Below are 16,506 nucleotides of genomic sequence, written 5' to 3' on the forward strand. Positions count from 1 at the left end.
CACTGGAGGCACCGGCGCGGTCAGGGCAGAGAGCGCCGGGTGCCTCGGTCCGCTCTCCTGTGCGGGGAGAGCGGAGGTCTTGGTGAACTCATTGTGGACTAGACCAATTGCCCGTGTCCATCCATGTGCACGACATTCTCCGGCCGCACCCCGACCCCTGTCCATCGACATCCCGTGCGGCAGCGGCCCCCTCACCCACCGCACGGCCCACGGGGCTCATCGGTTCGAACACTTCCGTTAACCCCGGGTACGCTCCACAGGTGCCCTCCATGAACGACCTCGTCCGCCAGCACACCGCTCTGAGCGACACCGACCTCGAGTGGCTCCATCTGCTGGTCTCGGAGTGGCAACTGCTCTCCGACCTCTCCTTCGCCGACCTGGTGCTGTGGGTCCCCACCCGCGACGGCACGCGGTACGTCTCCGTCGCCCAGATGCGCCCCAACACCGGCCCCACCTCCTACCAGGACGACATGGTCGGCCACCTGGTGCCGCGCGGCCGCCGCCCGCTGCTGGACGCCGCCCTGGACGAGGGCCGGATCGTGCGCGAGGGCGACCCGGAGTGGCGCGAGGAGGTTCCCGTACGGGTCGAGTCCATCCCCGTACGCCGTGAGGGCCGGGTCCTCGGCGTGATCGCCCGCAACACCAACCTGCTCACCGTGCGCACCCCCTCCCGGCTGGAGCTCACCTACCTCCAGTCCGCCTCCGACCTGGCCCAGATGATCGCCGCCGGGTCCTTCCCCTTCCCCGGCCAGCAGGTCGACATGGACGCCTCCCCGCGCGTCGGCGACGGCCTGATCCGGCTGGACGCGGACGGGGTCGTGCAGTACGCCAGCCCCAACGGCCTCTCCGCCTACCACCGTCTCGGCCTCGCCTCCGACCTGGTCGGCCACCACCTCGGCACCACCACCGCCGAACTGGCGCCCTCCCGGGGCCCGGTGGACGAGGCGCTGGTCAAGGTGGCCAGCGGATACGCGCCGCGCGAGTTCGAGGTGGAGTGCGCGGGCGGGGTGATCCAGCTGCGGGCCATCCCGCTCAAGCCCAAGGGCGTCCGCATCGGCTCCCTGGTCCTGCTCCGGGACGTCACGGAACTGCGCCGCCGGGAACGCGAGTTGATCACCAAGGACGCGACCATCCGGGAGATCCACCACCGGGTGAAGAACAACCTTCAGACGGTGGCCGCCCTCCTGCGCCTCCAGGCCCGCCGGATGGATTCCGAACAGGGGCGCGAGGCGCTCAACGAGGCGGTGCGGCGCGTCGGTTCGATCGCGATCGTCCATGAGACGCTCTCGCAGAATCTGGACGAGCGGGTCGAGTTCGATGAGATCGCGGACCGGGTCATCGCGATGGTCTCCGAGATCTCACCCGGAAAGGTGACCTGCCGCCGCACCGGACGCTTCGGCATCCTCGACGCGGAGGTCGCCACCCCGCTCTCCATGGTCCTCACCGAAATCCTTCAGAACGCCCTGGAACACGCGTTCACGGTGGCCGACCAGGGCACCGTGGAGGTCTCCGCCGTGCGCGGCGGCTCCCCGACCGAGGGCCGGCTGCTGATCACCGTCACCGACGACGGCCGCGGCCTGCCCGAGGGGTTCGACCCGCAGCGGGCGGGCAATCTGGGGCTCCAGATCGTACGGACGCTGGTGGAGGGGGAGTTGGGCGGCGCCTTCGGCATGGTCCCGGCCCCCGAGCGCGGCACCCAGGTGGTGTTGGACCTCCCGGTCCGGTCCGACAAGTAGCCGCACACGGCCGGCAGGCGGGCGAAGAACTGACGGGCCCATTCCGGGAGCTGACGGGGCAGCACACAGCAGAGCGGGCCCGGACCGTGGTGACGGTCCGGGCCCGCTCCGTGATGCTCACGATGCGATGCGCTCCGGGGTACTGCGCGCTGCGACTCGAAGGCGGGGCTGTGCGCACGCTCTGTGCGCGCCGCCGGGCTGAGGCGTGTTCGTGGGGGCGTCGGTCAGGCGCTGGCGTTACGCGCCCGGTTGCGAGCGGCACGGCGCTTCATCGCGCGGCGCTCGTCCTCGCTGAGGCCACCCCAGACGCCGGAGTCCTGGCCGGACTCGAGCGCCCACTGCAGGCACTGCTCCATGACGGGGCAGCGACGGCAGACGGCCTTGGCTTCCTCGATCTGCAGCAGCGCAGGACCGGTGTTGCCGATGGGGAAGAACAGCTCGGGGTCTTCCTCACGACAAACGGCGTTGTGACGCCAGTCCATGGCTGCTACCTCTCCTTGGTATTACACGCTTGTTGCTTGTGAATGTGAACGCTTTCACGAATCCCCCCGCAGATGACGGGCCGACTCCCAGATGAACTGGTTGTGGTCTGTGAGGTGAGGAGGGGTTCTGGCTCTCAGCGGATGCCGGTGTTGCGGGCTGTCCCGATCGCCATGTAGAGATTCGCAAACCTCGGCGGCGGATACAACCCCTTCTGGAAAGTTTTTTTTGATTCCTCGGTGTCGACTAGGTCACAGCCGCACTTCTAAGGGGTGGGGCCCAGTCCAAACGTTCGAGTTAAAGGACTTTCGGCCCTTCCACTCACACAATCACACGCAGTGCACGGCGTACGCCTGTGAACGTCACGCTCGTACGCAGCCCCAAGTGGTCGCCGTCCATCTGGAAGGGCAGCGGAACCTTTGAATGCAAGGTGAAGTCCGTGAGGTCATGCCGTGAAACGGCGTGCTTCCCGCGCGGCCCTCTGTCAGGGCTCGAAGTGAGCAGCTGGGTGCCGTACAGGGCCACCGCCGAGGTGGACAGACGCTTCAGTCCGAGGACGTCCAGAGCGGTGTCGAACGTGGCCTTCGGGGAGGCGTACATCGGGCGATTGCCCAGGTAGGTCCAGGGGGCGGTGTTGCAGATTATGGAGAGCGCGAGGTCGGTGACGGGGTCCTGGCCGGGCACGTCCAGCGTGATCTGGCCATGCCGGCGGTGAGCCTCGTTGAGGAACTGGCGCAGCACCTGGCGTACGTACAGCGCGTGCGTCGAACGCTTGCCGTGCTCGCGTTTCTGTTCGACCCGGCCGATCACTCCGGCGTCGAAACCGAGACCGGCACAGAAAGTGAACCAGCGTTCGGGTACGGACTCGTCCTCGGTGCCCGGAGTGCCGGCGGCCAGACCCAGGCCGACCGTGCGTTCGCTCCGGTTCTCCAGGGCGTCCAGGATCGCGCCGGTCGCCTCCACCGCGTCGTTGGGCAGACCCAGGGCGCGGGCGAAGACGTTGGTGGAGCCGCCGGGGACCACGGCGAGCTTCGGCAGGCTGTCCACGTCCGGGCCCCGGTGCAGCAGCCCGTTCACGACCTCGTTCACCGTGCCGTCGCCGCCGAGGGCGACCACCAGGTCGATGTCGTCGCTGTCGGCCGCCCGCCGCCCCAGGTCCCGGGCGTGCCCCCGGTACTCGGTGGTCACCGCCTCGAGCTTCATCTCGCTGGCCAGGGCGTGGATGAGTACGTCACGGGTGCGGGCACTGGTGGTGGTAGCTGCCGGGTTGACCACGAGGAGTGCGCGCATGCTGGCCAGAGTACCTACCGGGCGGTTCGGCCCTGAAGTCGCGGTTCGCAGCGCTCAGGGCCGGTCACGGGGCGTGACCGGCGCCGGTGCGCGACGCGCGCCGACTCTCGTGAGCGATGTGCGCCGCTCCCTGTGCGCGCCGTGCGTGGCGTCCACCGCGCCCTGTACGCGGCCGTGCGTGGCGCGCACCCCTTCCCGTGCACGTGGCCGGTCACCGCGCCCCGTACCCAGCGTCCACCGCGCCCCGTACGTGACGTACGCCGCGCCCGCGCCCCCCGGCTTCACTTCCGGCCCCCCGGGATGCCAACCTGAAGGACGTGAGCACTCAAGCGACCTCGTCCTCCCCCTCGCCCGCAGCGGCGGAGCGCCCGAGAAGGATCACCGTCCTCGCCGGGATCAACGCCCTCGAAGGCGCGGCGCTCGCCATCGGCGGGATCTGGCTGCTGGTCATGGGGGTGCTCGGGCGTCCCGAGAGCCCGCAGCAGGCGGAGACGGTCGGCGTCACCCTGATCGCGCTGGGCGCGATCCCGCTCCTGGCCGCCCGTGGCCTGATGCTGCTGCGCAGCTGGGGCCGGGGCCCCGCGCTGATCACCCAGATCATGGCGCTGCCGGTGGCCTGGACGCTGCTGCGCTCCCAGGGCGCGCTGATCCCCACCGGAATCGTGCTCGCGGGCGTCGCCGTGACCGGTCTGGTGCTCGCCCTGAACCCGGCGACCGCCCAGGTGCTGGGCATCCGCGGGGGGGCCGGGGCGACCCCGGACGCCTGAGCGCCGCAGGGCGTGCCCGTGCGGTTGTCTCCTGGCCCCCGAGTCGTACCCGTGGTCCCCGTGGTCCCCGAGCCGTGCCCGTACGGTCGCCTGCTCGCCGCGGGGCGTCCCCGTGACGACGGCTGCTCGCCGCGGGCCATCCCCGTACGGCCGGGGCCGGCTACTCCTCGACGAGCAGGCGTTCGCGCAACTGGGCCAGGGTGCGGGCCAGCAGCCGGGAGACGTGCATCTGCGAGATGCCGACCTCCTGGGCGATCTGCGACTGGGTCATGTTCCCGAAGAAGCGCAGCAGCAGGATGCGCTTCTCGCGCGGCGGCAGGTCCTCCAGGAGCGGCTTGAGCGACTCCCGGTACTCCACGCCCTCCAGCGCCTCGTCCTCCGAGCCCAGCGTGTCCGCGACCGCCGGGGACTCGTCGTCCGTGTCCGGCACGTCCAGCGACAGCGTGCTGTAGGCGTTGGCGGACTCCAGCCCCTCCAGCACCTCCTCCTCGGAGATGCCGAGCCGCTCGGCCAGCTCGTGCACGGTCGGTGAACGGCCGTGCTGCTGGGAGAGCTCCGCGGTCGCCGTGGTCAGCGACAGCCGCAGCTCCTGGAGCCGGCGCGGCACCCGCACCGCCCAGCCCTTGTCCCGGAAGTGGCGCTTGATCTCGCCGACGACCGTGGGGGTCGCGTACGTCGAGAACTCCACGCCCCGGTCCGGGTCGAACCGGTCCACCGACTTGATCAGCCCGATGGTGGCGACCTGCGTCAGGTCGTCCAGCGGTTCCCCGCGGTTGCGGAAGCGCCGGGCCAGGTGCTCGACGAGCGGCAGATGCATCCGGACCAGCCGGTTGCGCAGCTCCGCCTTCTCCGCCGAGCCCTCGGGAAGCTCCCGCAACTCGATGAACAGGGCCCGAGCCCCGCTGCGGTCGTGTGGATCGTGGTGCCCGTGCTCGCTCATCTGGCCCGCCCGCTCTGCCTGCGACTGCTCCACCGCGACGTTGAGCCCCTGGGACCCGTCCGCTCCGTCCACCGGATGCGGCCGGGCCTGTTGCTCCGGGATGCCCGCTGGGCGCACCACCCCGGGTCGGATCGTCTCGTCCCGCACAGGACCGTCCCCGTTCCCCTCGCTCACGCCGGCCCGGGGCCCGCGCCGCGCTGTTTGTAGAGGCTGATGCTGACCGTACGGTCGTCGGCGACCGTCGAGTCGACCTTGCCGGCCAGTGCGGAGAGCACCGTCCAGGCGAAGGTGTCACGCTCGGGTGCGCGGCCGTCCGTCGTGGGGGCCGACACCGTCACCTCGAGAGAGTCGTCGACGAGACGGAAGACGCAGCTGAGGACGGAGCCGGGCACGGCCTGCTGAAGCAGGATCGCGCAGGCTTCGTCGACCGCGATGCGAAGATCCTCGATCTCGTCGAGAGTGAAGTCCAAGCGCGCTGCGAGACCGGCCGTGGCCGTTCGCAGCACCGACAGGTAGGCACCCGCAGCGGGCAGCCGGACTTCCACGAAGTCCTGATTCCCGGGCTCGCCTGCGATCTGGGACACCCTCACCTCCAAGGTGGCACAAACTCTTTCGAGGTTCCGGGAAGGGTGGCCCGGAGCCATGCGGTCGGTCGACGGTTCTCAGCTCGGCGACGCTATCGGATCCATGATGCAGTGTCGCCGGGACCCCACCCCGCACCCGTCACTCATGGTAAGCACATGGGTACGTACAGTGGCTAGGGGGTTGCGGCGTCCAATTACGAAGAACCAGCGCCGGATTGACGTACCCAGACGTCAGACGATCGAACCGTCCTCGAAGCACCAGCGCCACCGCTCGCCCGGTTCGAAGCTCCGCATCACCGGGTGACGGGTCTCCTCGAAGTGCGCGGTGGCGTGCCGCAGCGGCGAGGAATCGCAGCAGCCGACGTGCCCGCAGGTCAGGCAGAGCCGCAACTGCACGGGGTGCGTGCCCGCCGCCAGGCACTCGCGGCAGGTATCCCCGAGCGGCGCGGGCTCGGGGCGTGGCAGATCGGATACGTGCGGACACTCGCTCATGATGGGCAGGTTACGACGGAGCGAGGACGGTGACATGGACGCCCTGCCGCTGGTGGCGCTGGTCGCGGCCAGTGCGGCGGTCGCCGGCGCGGCGCGCCGGACCCCCGTGCCCGCCCCGCTGATCCTGGTCGCCGTGGGCCTGGTCGCGGGCCTGGTGCCGGGCGTTCCGACGTACCACCTGGACGCGCACATCGTGCTCCCGCTGCTGCTGCCGCCCCTGCTCCATACGGCGGCCGTCGACAGCTCCTACCTGGATCTGCGGGCCAACGTCCGGCCGGTGGCGCTGCTTTCCGTGGGCTACACCCTCTTCGCGACCATGGCGGTGGGCTGGCTGGCGTATCTCGTGATCCCGGAGCTGCCGCTCACCGCCGCGCTCGTCCTGGGGGCGGTCATCGCGCCGCCGGACGCCGTGACGGCCGCCGCGATCGCCCGCCGGGTGGGGCTTCCCGCGCGGGTCACGACCATCCTTCAGGGTGAGTCCCTGGTGAACGACGCCACGGCGATCACCGCCTTCCGGGTGGCGCTCGCCGCAGCGGTGGGGGAGGGGATGAGCTGGGGCGAGGGGATCGCGGAGTTCCTGCTCGCGGCGGTCGGCGGGGTGGGGGTCGGGCTGCTGCTGATGGTGCCGCTGCACTGGCTGCGCACCCACCTGAAAGAAGCACTCCTCCAGAACACGCTCTCTCTTCTGATCCCGTTCGTGGCGTACGCGGCGGCCGAACGGGTGCACGCCTCCGGCGTCCTCGCCGTGGTCGTCGTCGCCCTCTACCTGGGACACCGCTCCTGGCAGGTGGACTTCGCCACCCGCCTCCAGGAGGAGGCGGTCTGGAAGATGGTCGCCTTCGTCCTGGAGTCCACGGTCTTCGCCCTGATCGGGCTGCAACTGCCCTTCGTGCTGAAGGGGCTCGAAGCGGGCGGCTGGAGGGAGGCGTTCGGGTACGCGGCCATCGTGTTCGCCGCGGTCGTCGTGGTCCGCTTCCTCTGGGTCTATCCGGCCACCTATCTGCCCCGGTGGCTCTCCCGGCGCGTACGGGAGCGGGAACCGGGCACCGACTGGACCGCGCCCCTGATCGTCGGCTGGGCGGGCATGCGCGGGGTCGTCTCGCTCGCCGTCGCCTTCTCCATCCCGCTGGTCACGCACGACGGCGAGCCGTTCCCGGCCCGCAACCTGGTGCTGTTCCTGACCTTCACCACGGTGATCTCCACCCTGGTGATCCAGGGGCTGACCCTGCCCGTGCTCGTCCGCGTACTGAAGCTGCCGGGACGCGACCGGCAGGCCGAGACGCTGATCGAGGCGCAGGCCCAGAGCGAGGCGTCCGCCGCCGCCGAGGCCCGCCTGGAGGAGCTGCTCGCCGCCCCGCACAACAGCCTGCCGCCCCCGCTGGCCGACCGGCTGCGCGCCGTGCTCCAGCGCCGCCGCAACGCCGTGTGGGAGCGGCTGGGGGCGGCCGACCCGGTCACCGGGGAGTCGGCGGACGACACCTACCGCAGGCTCGCCCGCGAGATGATCGAGGCCGAGCGGGAGGTCTTCGTCCGGCTCCGGGACGAGCGGCGGATCGACGACGAGATGATGCGTACGCTGCTGCGCCGGCTGGACCTGGAGGAGGCGGCGGCCTACCGGGAGTCGGACGACACCTGAACGGGCGGCGGCTGCGGAGGCCCGGTGATGACGGCGCTCACCCGTGCGCCCGCCGGGAAGGCCCTCTCCTCGGCCAGGGCCGTCAGCGCGAACAGCAGTTTGGCGACGTAGACCCGCTCCACCGGCAGCCCGTGCCGGTCCTCGAAGTCGGCGGCGAAGGCGCCCAGTTCCGGGGTCGTACGGGCGTAGCCGCCGAAGGTGAAGCGCTCGTCCAGCGACCAGTGGCCGGCCGGGCCGCCGAACGCCTCGCGCTGGAGTGCGGTGACGGCCTCCCCGAGGAAGCCGCCGCGCAGCACCGGAACGCCCAGGGCGCGCTGCCCGGGGCCCAGCCCGGCGGCGAGCCCGGCCAGGGTCCCGCCCGTCCCGCAGGCCACGGCCGCCACATCGGTGTGCCCGCGCAACTCCCGCCCCAGCGCTGCACAGCCCTGTGCGGCCAGGGCGTTGCTGCCGCCCTCCGGGATCACCTCGACGTCCCCGAACAGCCTCAGCAGCCCCTCCAGGACCTCGGGGGAGCCCTTCGCGCGGTAGGTCGTACGGTCCACGAAGTGCAGCCGCATGCCATCGGCGGCGCACCGGGCGAGCGAGGGGTTGAGCGGCCGGTGCGCGAGCTCGTCGCCGCGCACCACGCCGATGGTGGGGAACCCGAGCAGCCGGCCGGCCGCCGCCGTGGCCCGCAGGTGGTTGGAGTAGGCCCCGCCGAACGTCAGCACGGTCCGCCCGGCGGCGGCCTCCAGGTTGAGGTGGAGCTTGCGCCACTTGTTGCCCGGCAGGTCGGGGTGGATCAGGTCGTCCCGCTTGAGGAGCAGGGCGACCCCGCGTCGTACGAAGCGGTCGTCGTGGACCTCGTGCAGCGGGGACGGCACCTGGGGGCGCAGGAGTGGGCCGGGGCGGGGCGGGCGGTTCACCCCTCCATTGTGGCGCGCGGCGGCGGCTCTCCTTCAGGCGCTCGCCTGCCAGAGGTCCGGGCCGAACACCTCGTAGTGGATGTCGGCCGGGCGGACCCCCGCGTCGAGCAGCCGGGTGCGGACGGCGCGCATGAAGGGGAGCGGGCCGCACAGATAGGCGTGGGTGCCGGGCAGCACGGTGATGCCGTCCAGGTCGACGAGCCCGGTGCGGTGGGCCGGGTGGCCGGCTTCCGGGGCCTCGTACCAGAAGTGCGGTTCGGCGTCCGGGAGCGTCTCCGTCAGCCGGACGTGGTGGGCGCGCAGGGCGTGGTCGGCGGGCGAGCGGTCGCCGTGCACCACCGTGACGGGGCGGTCGTGGCCCTGCTCGGCCAGGAACTCCAGCATCGCCAGCATGGGCGTGCAGCCGATCCCCGCCGAGGCCAGCAGCAGTGGCGCGTCCAGGTGGTCGAGGACCAGGTCCCCGTAGGGGACGGAGACCCGCAGCCGGTCGCCCGCGCGGGTGCGCTCGTGCAGGTGGTGGGAGACCTCGCCCGCCGGGGCGGCCTCCCCGCGCACCCGCTTCACGGTGATGGAGCGCAGCCGGGAGCCGGGGAGGAGGAGAGGCTGTACTGGCGTATCTGCCGGGCCCCGTCCGCCAGTTCGACCTGGACGGAGACGTACTGGCCGGGCCGGAAGGCGGGAGCGTCACCGCCGTCCGCCGGGCGGAGGTGGAAGGTGGCGACGTCCTCGGTCTCCTCGATCCGGGCGGCGACCTCCCACGGTCGCCACACGTCGCCCGCCTCGACGCCCTGCTGGGCGTAGAGCCGCGCCTCGACGGCGATGAGGGCGTTCGCCATCAGCCAGTAGACCTCGTCCCAGGCCGCGGCGACCTCAGGGGTGACGGCGTCCCCCAGGACGTCGGCGATGGCGGCGAGGAGATGGGTGTGCACCACCTCGTACTGCTCGGGGGTCACCCCCAGCGAGGCGTGCTTGTGGGCGATCCGGTCCAGCATCACGTCGGGCCGGTCCCCGGGGTGTTCGACCAGCGCGGTGGCGAAGGCGGCGATGGACCCGGCCAGGGCCCTGCGCTGGTCGCCGGTGGCCTGGTTGCCCCGGTTGAACAGGTCGCGCAGCAGCTCGGGGCGGGCCGCGAAGAGCTTGCGGTAGAAGAGGTCCGCGATGTCCCCGATGGCCGCGCCGACGACGGGAAGGGTGGCACGGACGGTGGCGGTGGACCGGTCGGAGAGCATGACGAGGGACTCCTCTTTAATGGGCATTCGGGATGCATATTTTTGGGCGGAGCGCAGCCCGCCCCTGGCTCGGGCGGGCGGGCCGGTGGGCGGGGCGGGGCCGGTTCAGTCCGGGGGCGGGCCGCCGCCGATGCCGAGCAGCAGCGGGCCGGTGGGGGAGGCGACGAGATCGGCGACGGTGATCGGGTCGAGCGAGGCGTAGAAGGCGTCCTGGGCCTGCCGCAGCGCGCCGCGCAGCCGGCAGGCGGAGCGCAGCGGGCACGGGGTGGCCCCCTCGCACTCCACGACGTCGTCCGTGCCCTCCAGCTCCCGCACGAGAGCGCCGATCGAGGCGGAGCGCCCGGCCGCGGTGAGGGCGAGGCCGCCGCCCCGGCCGCGGCGGGCGTCGAGCAGGCCCAGGTGCTGGAGGCGGGCCACCACCTTGGCCGCGTGCGTGTACGGCACCCGCATGGCGTCCGCCACCTCGCGCGTGGTGGGCGGGTCCGCGCCCTCGGCGACCGCCAGTCGCATGAGCACGCGGAGCGCCACATCGGTGAATCTGGTCAGCCGCATGGCTTGATCCTAGGTAAGTGGTATCTAAGATTCAAGTTTTGCGGTCGGCGGAGCGACGAGGGGCGACATGCCCCGACCGAAGGCCGATTAGTCACACTCTTTTGTGTAATGGCGGGCCACGTCCTCCTGCTGAAAGGCTTCTCCAGCAGGTCAGCCCATGATCGAGAGGACGTCAGATGTCCGTTGGTGAAGAGGTTCGCGACACGCAGGCGCCGCCGCAGCAGAGTCTGGGGACGGCAGCTGCGCGGAACCTCGCGACGACCACCAAATCCGCGCCGCAGATGCAGGAGATCACCTCGCGGTGGCTGCTGAAGATGCTGCCGTGGGTGCAGGTACAGGGCGGTACGTACCGGGTGAACCGTCGGCTCAGCTATTCGGTCGGTGACGGCCGGGTGACCTTCGTCCAGACCGGGGGCCGGGTGGCCGTGATCCCCGCGGAGCTGGGGGAGCTGCCCGCTCTGCGTGATTTCGACGACGAGGAAGTGCTCGCCGAGCTCGCCCGCAGGTGCGAGCAGCGGGACGTGGCCGCGGGGGAGGTGCTCGCCACCTCGGGAGACGCGGCGGACCGGGTCTTCCTGCTGGCGCACGGCAAGGTCGAGAAGGTCGGCTCCGGTCTCTACGGGGACGAGACCGAGCTCGAAGTCCTCGCGGACGGGGCGTATTTCGGTGACCAGAGCCTGGTCGACGGCGACGCCGTCTGGGAGTACACCGCCCGGGCCGTCACCGCGTGCACGCTCCTGACGCTCAGCCGCGCGGACGTGTTCAACCTGGCGGAGCGGGCCGAGCCGCTGCGCGCCCATCTGGCCGGTCTGCTCTCCATCCCGCACCAGCGGACCAACAAGTACGGCGAGGCGGCGATCGACCTCTCCGCCGGCCATGTGGGCGAGGCCGTCGTCCCGCACACCTTCGTCGACTACGACGCCGCACCCCGTGAGTACGAACTGAGCGTCGCGCAGACGGTGCTGAAGGTGCACAGCAGGGTCGCCGACCTCTACAACCAGCCGATGAACCAGACCGAGCAGCAGTTGCGGCTCACGGTCGAGGCGCTGCGCGAGCGCCAGGAGCACGAGCTGATCAACAACCGCGAGTTCGGCCTCCTCAACAACTGCGACTACGGCCAGCGGCTCCAGCCGCACGACGGGGTGCCCAGCCCCGACGACATGGACGAGCTGCTCTCGCGGCGGCGCGGATCCAAGCTCTTCCTGGCCCACCCGCGCGCCATCGCCGCCTTCGGCCGCGAGTGCAACCGGCGCGGACTGGTCCCGGAGAGCGTGGACATCGGCGGCCACCACGTGCCGGCCTGGCGCGGCGTGCCGATCTTCCCGTCCAACAAGATCCCGGTCACCGACGCCCGCACCACCTCCATCATCTGCATGAGGACCGGCGAGGCCGAACAGGGCGTCATCGGCCTCCAGCAGACCGGCATCCCGGACGAGATCGAGCCGAGCCTCTCGGTCCGCTTCATGGGCATCGACGAGCAAGCGATCATCTCCTACCTGGTGACCGCGTACTACTCCGCCGCCATCCTGGTACCGGACGCCCTCGGCGTACTGGAGAACGTGGAAGTGAGCCGCTGGCGCTGACCCCGTGTCACCCCCGGGGGCCCGGCCGGCCGACACCGCCCGGGCCCCCGGGGCCCCGCACCCCACCGCACCGCCCCAGGGAGTGACCGTGACCATGACCAGTACGGACGCAGCGACGGAAGGGCACGAGGCCGCGGTGCTGCTGGAGCGCACCCGCGCGGTCGTCGACCCGCATCTGCGATCGGCCGTGGAATCGCTGCCCGGTGGCATACGCCGGATCGCGATGTACCACTTCGGCTGGGAGAACGCCGACGGCACCCCCGCCTCCGGCCAGGCGGGCAAGGCCATCCGGCCGGCGCTCGTCCTGGCCGCCGCCCGCGCGCTGGGCGGCGACCCCGAGCAGGCGGTGCGCGCCGCCGTCGCCGTCGAGCTCGCGCACAACTTCACCCTGCTCCACGACGACGTCATCGACGAGGACACCACCCGCAGACACCGGCCCACCGCCTGGGCCGTCTTCGGCGTCCCGGACGCGATCATCACCGGCGACGCCCTGCTCGCCCTGGCCCAGCGGCTGCTGGCCGAGGACGCCCACCCGGCCGCCCAGAGGGCCGCCGCACGCCTCTCCTCCTGCGTCATCGAGCTGTGCGCGGGCCAGCAGGCGGACTGCGCCTTCGAGGAGCGCGGCCCGGACGAGGTCACCCTCGACGAATGCCTGACCATGGCCACCGCCAAGACCGGCGCCCTGCTGGGCTGCGCCTGCGCCCTCGGCGCGCTCTACGCCGGGGCGGAGGACCGGGCGGTCCGCGCCATGGACGGCTTCGGGCGGGAGGCGGGCCTGTCGTTCCAGCTCATCGACGACCTGATCGGCATCTGGGGGGACCCGGCCCGCACCGGCAAGCCGGTCGGCGCCGACCTGGCCGCCCACAAGAAGTCGCTGCCCGTGGTGGCGGCCCTCACCTCCGGCACCCCGGCCGCCGCCGAGCTCGCCGCGCTCTACCGGGGACCCATGACCACCTCCGCGGACGTGGACCGGGCCGCCGACGCCGTGGACCGGGCCGGCGGGCGCGACTGGGCCCAGGTCTGCGCGGCCGACCGGATGGCCCGGGCGGTCCACCACCTCTCCCGGGCGGTCCCCGAACCCGGCGCGGCCGGTGATCTGCTGGCCCTGGCCGAATTCGTCACCCGCCGCACCAACTGACCGGCCCGGCCCGGCCGGAGTTCCCCGCGTCAACTCTATTATTCCGGAGGTTGGTTGAGAGTCGACAGTCGAGCGCCGTGAGCAGCGGGCGAAGGGGCGGAAGCCGTCATGGGCATACGGGTGGAGCAGGCGGGCCAGGGCGACAGGGAGCTGGTCGTATCGGTCCTGGAGGAGGCGTTCCACCACGACCCGGTCAGCAGCTGGGTCTTCCCCGACGAGGCGCACCGGCGGGCGGTGCACGGCAGGTTCCTCGGCGTCTTCGCCGACATCACGCTCGCCGAAGGCCGTATCGATGTGGCGGAGGACGGCGCGGCGGTGGCCCTGTGGCTGCCGGTGCCCGCCGGCGCGCCCGAGGGGGAGGACCCCACGCCCGCCCTGATGCGCCAGACCGCCGACCCCGACAACGGGCGGTGCGAGCTGGTGGGGAGGCTGACCGGGGAGGTGCACCCGCACGACCGCGCCCACTCCTACCTGCTCATGATCGGCGTCTCGCCGCGGCGCCAGGGCGAGGGCATCGGGGCCGAGCTGATCCGGACCGAGCTGGAGCGCTGCGACCGCGACGGCGTACCCGCTTATCTGGAGGCGAGCAACGCCCGCAGCCGTGCGCTCTACGAACGGCTCGGCTACCACTTCCTGGGGCGCGCCGTCGAGCTGCCGGACGGGCCGTCGATGTGGCCCATGTGGCGCGAACCGCAGGTGAGTTGACCCGCCGGTCGACCGGCGGTCGAGCCATTGGCCGACCCGCGGCCGAGCCGGCGGTCGACCGTTGGCCGATCGGTCCGTGGAGGGGGAGGGCGGCACGGGGGCCGGGCCCGGCAGGGGCTACAGTCCCTGCTCATGACAGATGAGTCGTGGGCCGGCTGGTACCGGGACCGCAACGGTTCCGACGCCGTCGTTCTCACCACGGACGGACAGCAGCTCCGGATCCGGATACGGGGGGTCGACTTCGAGGGCGAGAGCTTCGACGACCTCGTACCGGTCTCAGGAACGCCTCCGGAGAGCGGGATGTTCGCCCTGGCGGACGGGGCGCTCACCGACTGCGTACTGGAATGGGACCTCCCGCTGCCCGTCCTCGTCGCGGGCACCGTGCGGCAGGCCGCCCTCCACTGTCTGCTCTCGCTGCGCCGGGTCGACCCGGACCTCTATCTCGCCCTCCATCTGGACGGCGCGGTGTACGAATCCGCCCGCGCCGAAAGCGACTTCGCCGCCGCGCTGGCGGCGATCCAGCACATCCTGCCGGACGGCGTCCAGCTCCAGACCTGTATCGCCTGCGCCTTCTCCGACTACTTCCCCGCTCCCGGCCGCGGCCTCTCCGGCGGCCTCGCCTGCTTCCGGGGCGCCAAGGACGCCTACCGGGACGCGGAGGGCGAGGACGCCGTGCTGGACCTGTGGGACCGGCGGAGCGGATTCGTCCAGGAGATCTGGAGCTGCCGGGAGTTCGAGGTGCGCCCGGACAAGGGGGCCGGCACCGGCCACCGGGGAGCCTTCCCTCTCGAACCGGCCTGACACGGCTCCGGGCGGCAGCCCCGCCGGAGCCGTGTCAGGCTCCGGCCCGGCAGCCCTCCGCCGGCCGTTCCGTTCTCTGCCCCGTCCCTCAACAGAGGTACGGGGCAGAGCTGTTCCCGGACCCGGAGAGCGCCCCTGCGCCGCCGCCAAGCCGTTGCGTCCCTTCTAGTTGTTCTACTAGCATGCGAACAACGGAGGTTTTCATGACACGCAAGAACCTTGGCCGCGCCACGCTCGCCGCCCTGCCCTTTGTCCTCGCACTCCTCGTCGACCTGATCGTCTTCGTCGCCCTCAAGGACCGCCTGCCCAACCGCCTGGCCAGCCACTTCAACGCCGCCGGAGAAGTCGACGGCCAGGTGGACCGGGCCGTCTTCGTCCTCTCCGTCGCCCCGATGCTGCTTCTGCTCGGCGCGATGTGGGTCCTCATGGCGGTCAACGGAAAGTTCTACGGACGTGCTCACCGCCTGCTCATCGCCGGAGGCTGGGGCTTCGCCGCCTTCCTCGGGTATCTGATGGCCGCCGTCCTGTTCGTCAACGTCGACGCCACCGAAGGCGGCTCCGCCGCCCGCTTCCCGGCCTGGCACCTCGCCGTGGCCCTCGGATCCGCTGTCCTCGCCGGGGCGTTGGGCCTGCTGACGGCCCGCCTGATCCCCGGACCCGAGGACCCCGACGCCGGAAAGACCCCCGGCGAAGGCGGGCGGATCGCCCTTGCGGACGGCGAGGTGGCCGGCTGGGCCCGCACCACCGGCGCCTGGTGGCTGCCGCTGAGCTCGCTGCTGTTGCTGGCCTCGGCCGGGGGGCTCGCCTACGCGGTGGGCTGGTACTCGGCGACGCCGCTGTTCCTGTTCGCCCTGCTGGCGGTCACCTTCTCCCGCCCCCACGTCACCGTGGACCGGCGCGGCCTCACCGTGTCCGGCCTGCTGCCCTGGCCCCGGGTCCAGGTGCCGCTGGAGCGGATCGAGGCGGCGGACAGCCGCGAGGTCAACGCGGTCGCGGAGTTCGGCGGCTGGGGCTACCGCATCCGCCCCGGCCGCAGCGGCTTCATCGTCCGCTCGGGCGAGGCCATCGTCGCCCGGCGGACGAACGGACGCGACTTCATCGTCACCGTCGAGGACTCCGCGACCGGCGCGGCCCTGCTCAACACCCTCGTCGACCGTCGCCGGGTGGGGCGCTGACCGTGCTCTTCCGCGTCGATCCCACCTCCACCGTGCCGCTCGGCGACCAGATCGCGGCCTCGGTCCGCCGCGCGGTCGCCGAGGGCGCGGTGGCCCCGGGCGAGCGTCTGCCAGCCGCCCGGGTGCTCGCCGAATCCCTCGGAGTGAACGTCCACACAGTGCTGCGCGGCTACCAGCGGCTCCGCGAGGAGGGGCTGATCGAGCTGCGCCGCGGCCGTGGTGCGGTGGTCACCGAAGGGGCCTCCCCGCGCCGCGCCCAGTTGCTGGAACGCGTCCGCGAAGTCGTCGTGGACGCCCGGGAGCTGGGCATGACGGAGGAGGAGCTGCTGACGCTGGTCCGCGCCGAACTGGGCGGCTGACGCCACCGGCGTACGGGAGAATTCGGCGGCTGACCCCGCCGACGTACGGGGAGAAGGCGGCGGCTGACCCCGCCCGCGTACGGGAGAATTCGGCGGCTGACCCTGCCGGCGTACGGCGAGAAAGCGGCGGCTGA

General features: G+C 71.9%; 16 protein-coding genes and 1 pseudogene. 9 read left to right on the top strand and 8 right to left on the bottom strand.

Features of this window, described 5'->3' with window-relative positions; genetic code table 11:
- The first annotated feature begins 269 nt into the window (after positions 1-269).
- A complete protein-coding gene (locus ACLJPL_RS25410; protein WP_411083239.1) occupies positions 270-1,736 on the top strand; it encodes a sensor histidine kinase in 1,467 nt (488 codons plus the stop codon).
- Positions 1,737-1,960: 224 nt separating this feature from the next.
- Here ACLJPL_RS25410 and ACLJPL_RS25415 read toward each other — a convergent pair whose 3' ends face one another.
- Entirely contained in the window at positions 1,961-2,218 is a 258-nt protein-coding gene (locus tag ACLJPL_RS25415; protein WP_003953983.1) for a WhiB family transcriptional regulator, read from the bottom strand.
- Positions 2,219-2,537: 319 nt separating this feature from the next.
- Positions 2,538-3,506: a diacylglycerol/lipid kinase family protein gene (locus ACLJPL_RS25420; RefSeq protein WP_411083240.1), complete on the bottom strand. Its 969-nt coding sequence runs from the start codon at positions 3,504-3,506 to the stop codon at positions 2,538-2,540.
- Positions 3,507-3,823: 317 nt separating this feature from the next.
- Here ACLJPL_RS25420 and ACLJPL_RS25425 point away from each other — a divergent pair, with 317 nt between their 5' ends.
- Positions 3,824-4,273 (top strand): hypothetical protein, encoded by a 450-nt coding sequence (locus tag ACLJPL_RS25425; protein ID WP_411083241.1) that lies wholly within the window; start codon positions 3,824-3,826, stop codon positions 4,271-4,273.
- 160 nt (positions 4,274-4,433) lie between these two features.
- Here ACLJPL_RS25425 and ACLJPL_RS25430 read toward each other — a convergent pair whose 3' ends face one another.
- The 3 genes from ACLJPL_RS25430 to ACLJPL_RS25440 form a co-directional block, all read right to left on the bottom strand.
- Positions 4,434-5,360, bottom strand: coding sequence for an RNA polymerase sigma factor SigF (locus ACLJPL_RS25430; RefSeq protein WP_411083242.1), 927 nt, complete (start codon positions 5,358-5,360; stop codon positions 4,434-4,436).
- Between the two features lie 23 nt (positions 5,361-5,383).
- Entirely contained in the window at positions 5,384-5,797 is a 414-nt protein-coding gene (locus ACLJPL_RS25435) for an anti-sigma regulatory factor (RefSeq protein WP_003966375.1), read from the bottom strand.
- 231 nt (positions 5,798-6,028) lie between these two features.
- Positions 6,029-6,289: a UBP-type zinc finger domain-containing protein gene (locus tag ACLJPL_RS25440; RefSeq protein WP_411083243.1), complete on the bottom strand. Its 261-nt coding sequence runs from the start codon at positions 6,287-6,289 to the stop codon at positions 6,029-6,031.
- A gap of 34 nt (positions 6,290-6,323) precedes the next feature.
- On the opposite strand from ACLJPL_RS25440, the gene ACLJPL_RS25445 reads away from it, so the two are divergent.
- Positions 6,324-7,925: a Na+/H+ antiporter gene (locus ACLJPL_RS25445; protein ID WP_411083244.1), complete on the top strand. Its 1,602-nt coding sequence runs from the start codon at positions 6,324-6,326 to the stop codon at positions 7,923-7,925.
- On the opposite strand, the gene ACLJPL_RS25450 is transcribed toward ACLJPL_RS25445, so the two are convergent.
- The 3 genes and pseudogenes from ACLJPL_RS25450 to ACLJPL_RS25460 all read right to left on the bottom strand — a co-directional run bounded on the left by ACLJPL_RS25450 (position 7,901) and on the right by ACLJPL_RS25460 (position 10,611).
- Positions 7,901-8,830, bottom strand: a complete 930-nt coding sequence (locus ACLJPL_RS25450) for a 1-aminocyclopropane-1-carboxylate deaminase/D-cysteine desulfhydrase (RefSeq protein WP_411083245.1) — start codon at positions 8,828-8,830, stop codon at positions 7,901-7,903. The two genes, ACLJPL_RS25445 and ACLJPL_RS25450, sit on opposite strands and share 25 nt — an antisense overlap.
- Before the next feature lie 33 nt (positions 8,831-8,863).
- A pseudogene (locus ACLJPL_RS25455) lies at positions 8,864-10,059 on the bottom strand (globin domain-containing protein).
- Between the two features lie 105 nt (positions 10,060-10,164).
- Positions 10,165-10,611 carry an RrF2 family transcriptional regulator gene (locus ACLJPL_RS25460; RefSeq protein WP_411083246.1) on the bottom strand — a complete coding sequence of 149 codons (447 nt, stop codon included), beginning with the start codon at positions 10,609-10,611 and terminating at the stop codon, positions 10,165-10,167.
- A gap of 176 nt (positions 10,612-10,787) precedes the next feature.
- Here ACLJPL_RS25460 and ACLJPL_RS25465 point away from each other — a divergent pair, with 176 nt between their 5' ends.
- The 6 genes from ACLJPL_RS25465 to ACLJPL_RS25490 all read left to right on the top strand — a co-directional run bounded on the left by ACLJPL_RS25465 (position 10,788) and on the right by ACLJPL_RS25490 (position 16,372).
- Complete coding sequence (locus ACLJPL_RS25465) at positions 10,788-12,194, top strand: family 2B encapsulin nanocompartment shell protein (RefSeq protein ID WP_411083247.1); 1,407 nt, start codon at positions 10,788-10,790, stop codon at positions 12,192-12,194.
- 94 nt (positions 12,195-12,288) lie between these two features.
- Positions 12,289-13,332, top strand: a complete 1,044-nt coding sequence (locus ACLJPL_RS25470; RefSeq protein WP_411083248.1) for a family 2 encapsulin nanocompartment cargo protein polyprenyl transferase — start codon at positions 12,289-12,291, stop codon at positions 13,330-13,332.
- Positions 13,333-13,440: 108 nt separating this feature from the next.
- Positions 13,441-14,037: a GNAT family N-acetyltransferase gene (locus ACLJPL_RS25475; protein ID WP_411083249.1), complete on the top strand. Its 597-nt coding sequence runs from the start codon at positions 13,441-13,443 to the stop codon at positions 14,035-14,037.
- Between the two features lie 132 nt (positions 14,038-14,169).
- Positions 14,170-14,838 carry a DUF6304 family protein gene (locus ACLJPL_RS25480; protein ID WP_411083250.1) on the top strand — a complete coding sequence of 223 codons (669 nt, stop codon included), beginning with the start codon at positions 14,170-14,172 and terminating at the stop codon, positions 14,836-14,838.
- A 203-nt stretch (positions 14,839-15,041) separates the two neighbouring features.
- Positions 15,042-16,013: a DUF1648 domain-containing protein gene (locus ACLJPL_RS25485; RefSeq protein WP_411083251.1), complete on the top strand. Its 972-nt coding sequence runs from the start codon at positions 15,042-15,044 to the stop codon at positions 16,011-16,013.
- A gap of 2 nt (positions 16,014-16,015) precedes the next feature.
- Positions 16,016-16,372: a GntR family transcriptional regulator gene (locus ACLJPL_RS25490; RefSeq protein ID WP_411083252.1), complete on the top strand. Its 357-nt coding sequence runs from the start codon at positions 16,016-16,018 to the stop codon at positions 16,370-16,372.
- Positions 16,373-16,506 lie beyond the last annotated feature (134 nt).

The organism is Streptomyces sp. cmx-18-6 (assembly GCF_046548915.1).
Classification (GTDB): domain Bacteria; phylum Actinomycetota; class Actinomycetes; order Streptomycetales; family Streptomycetaceae; genus Streptomyces.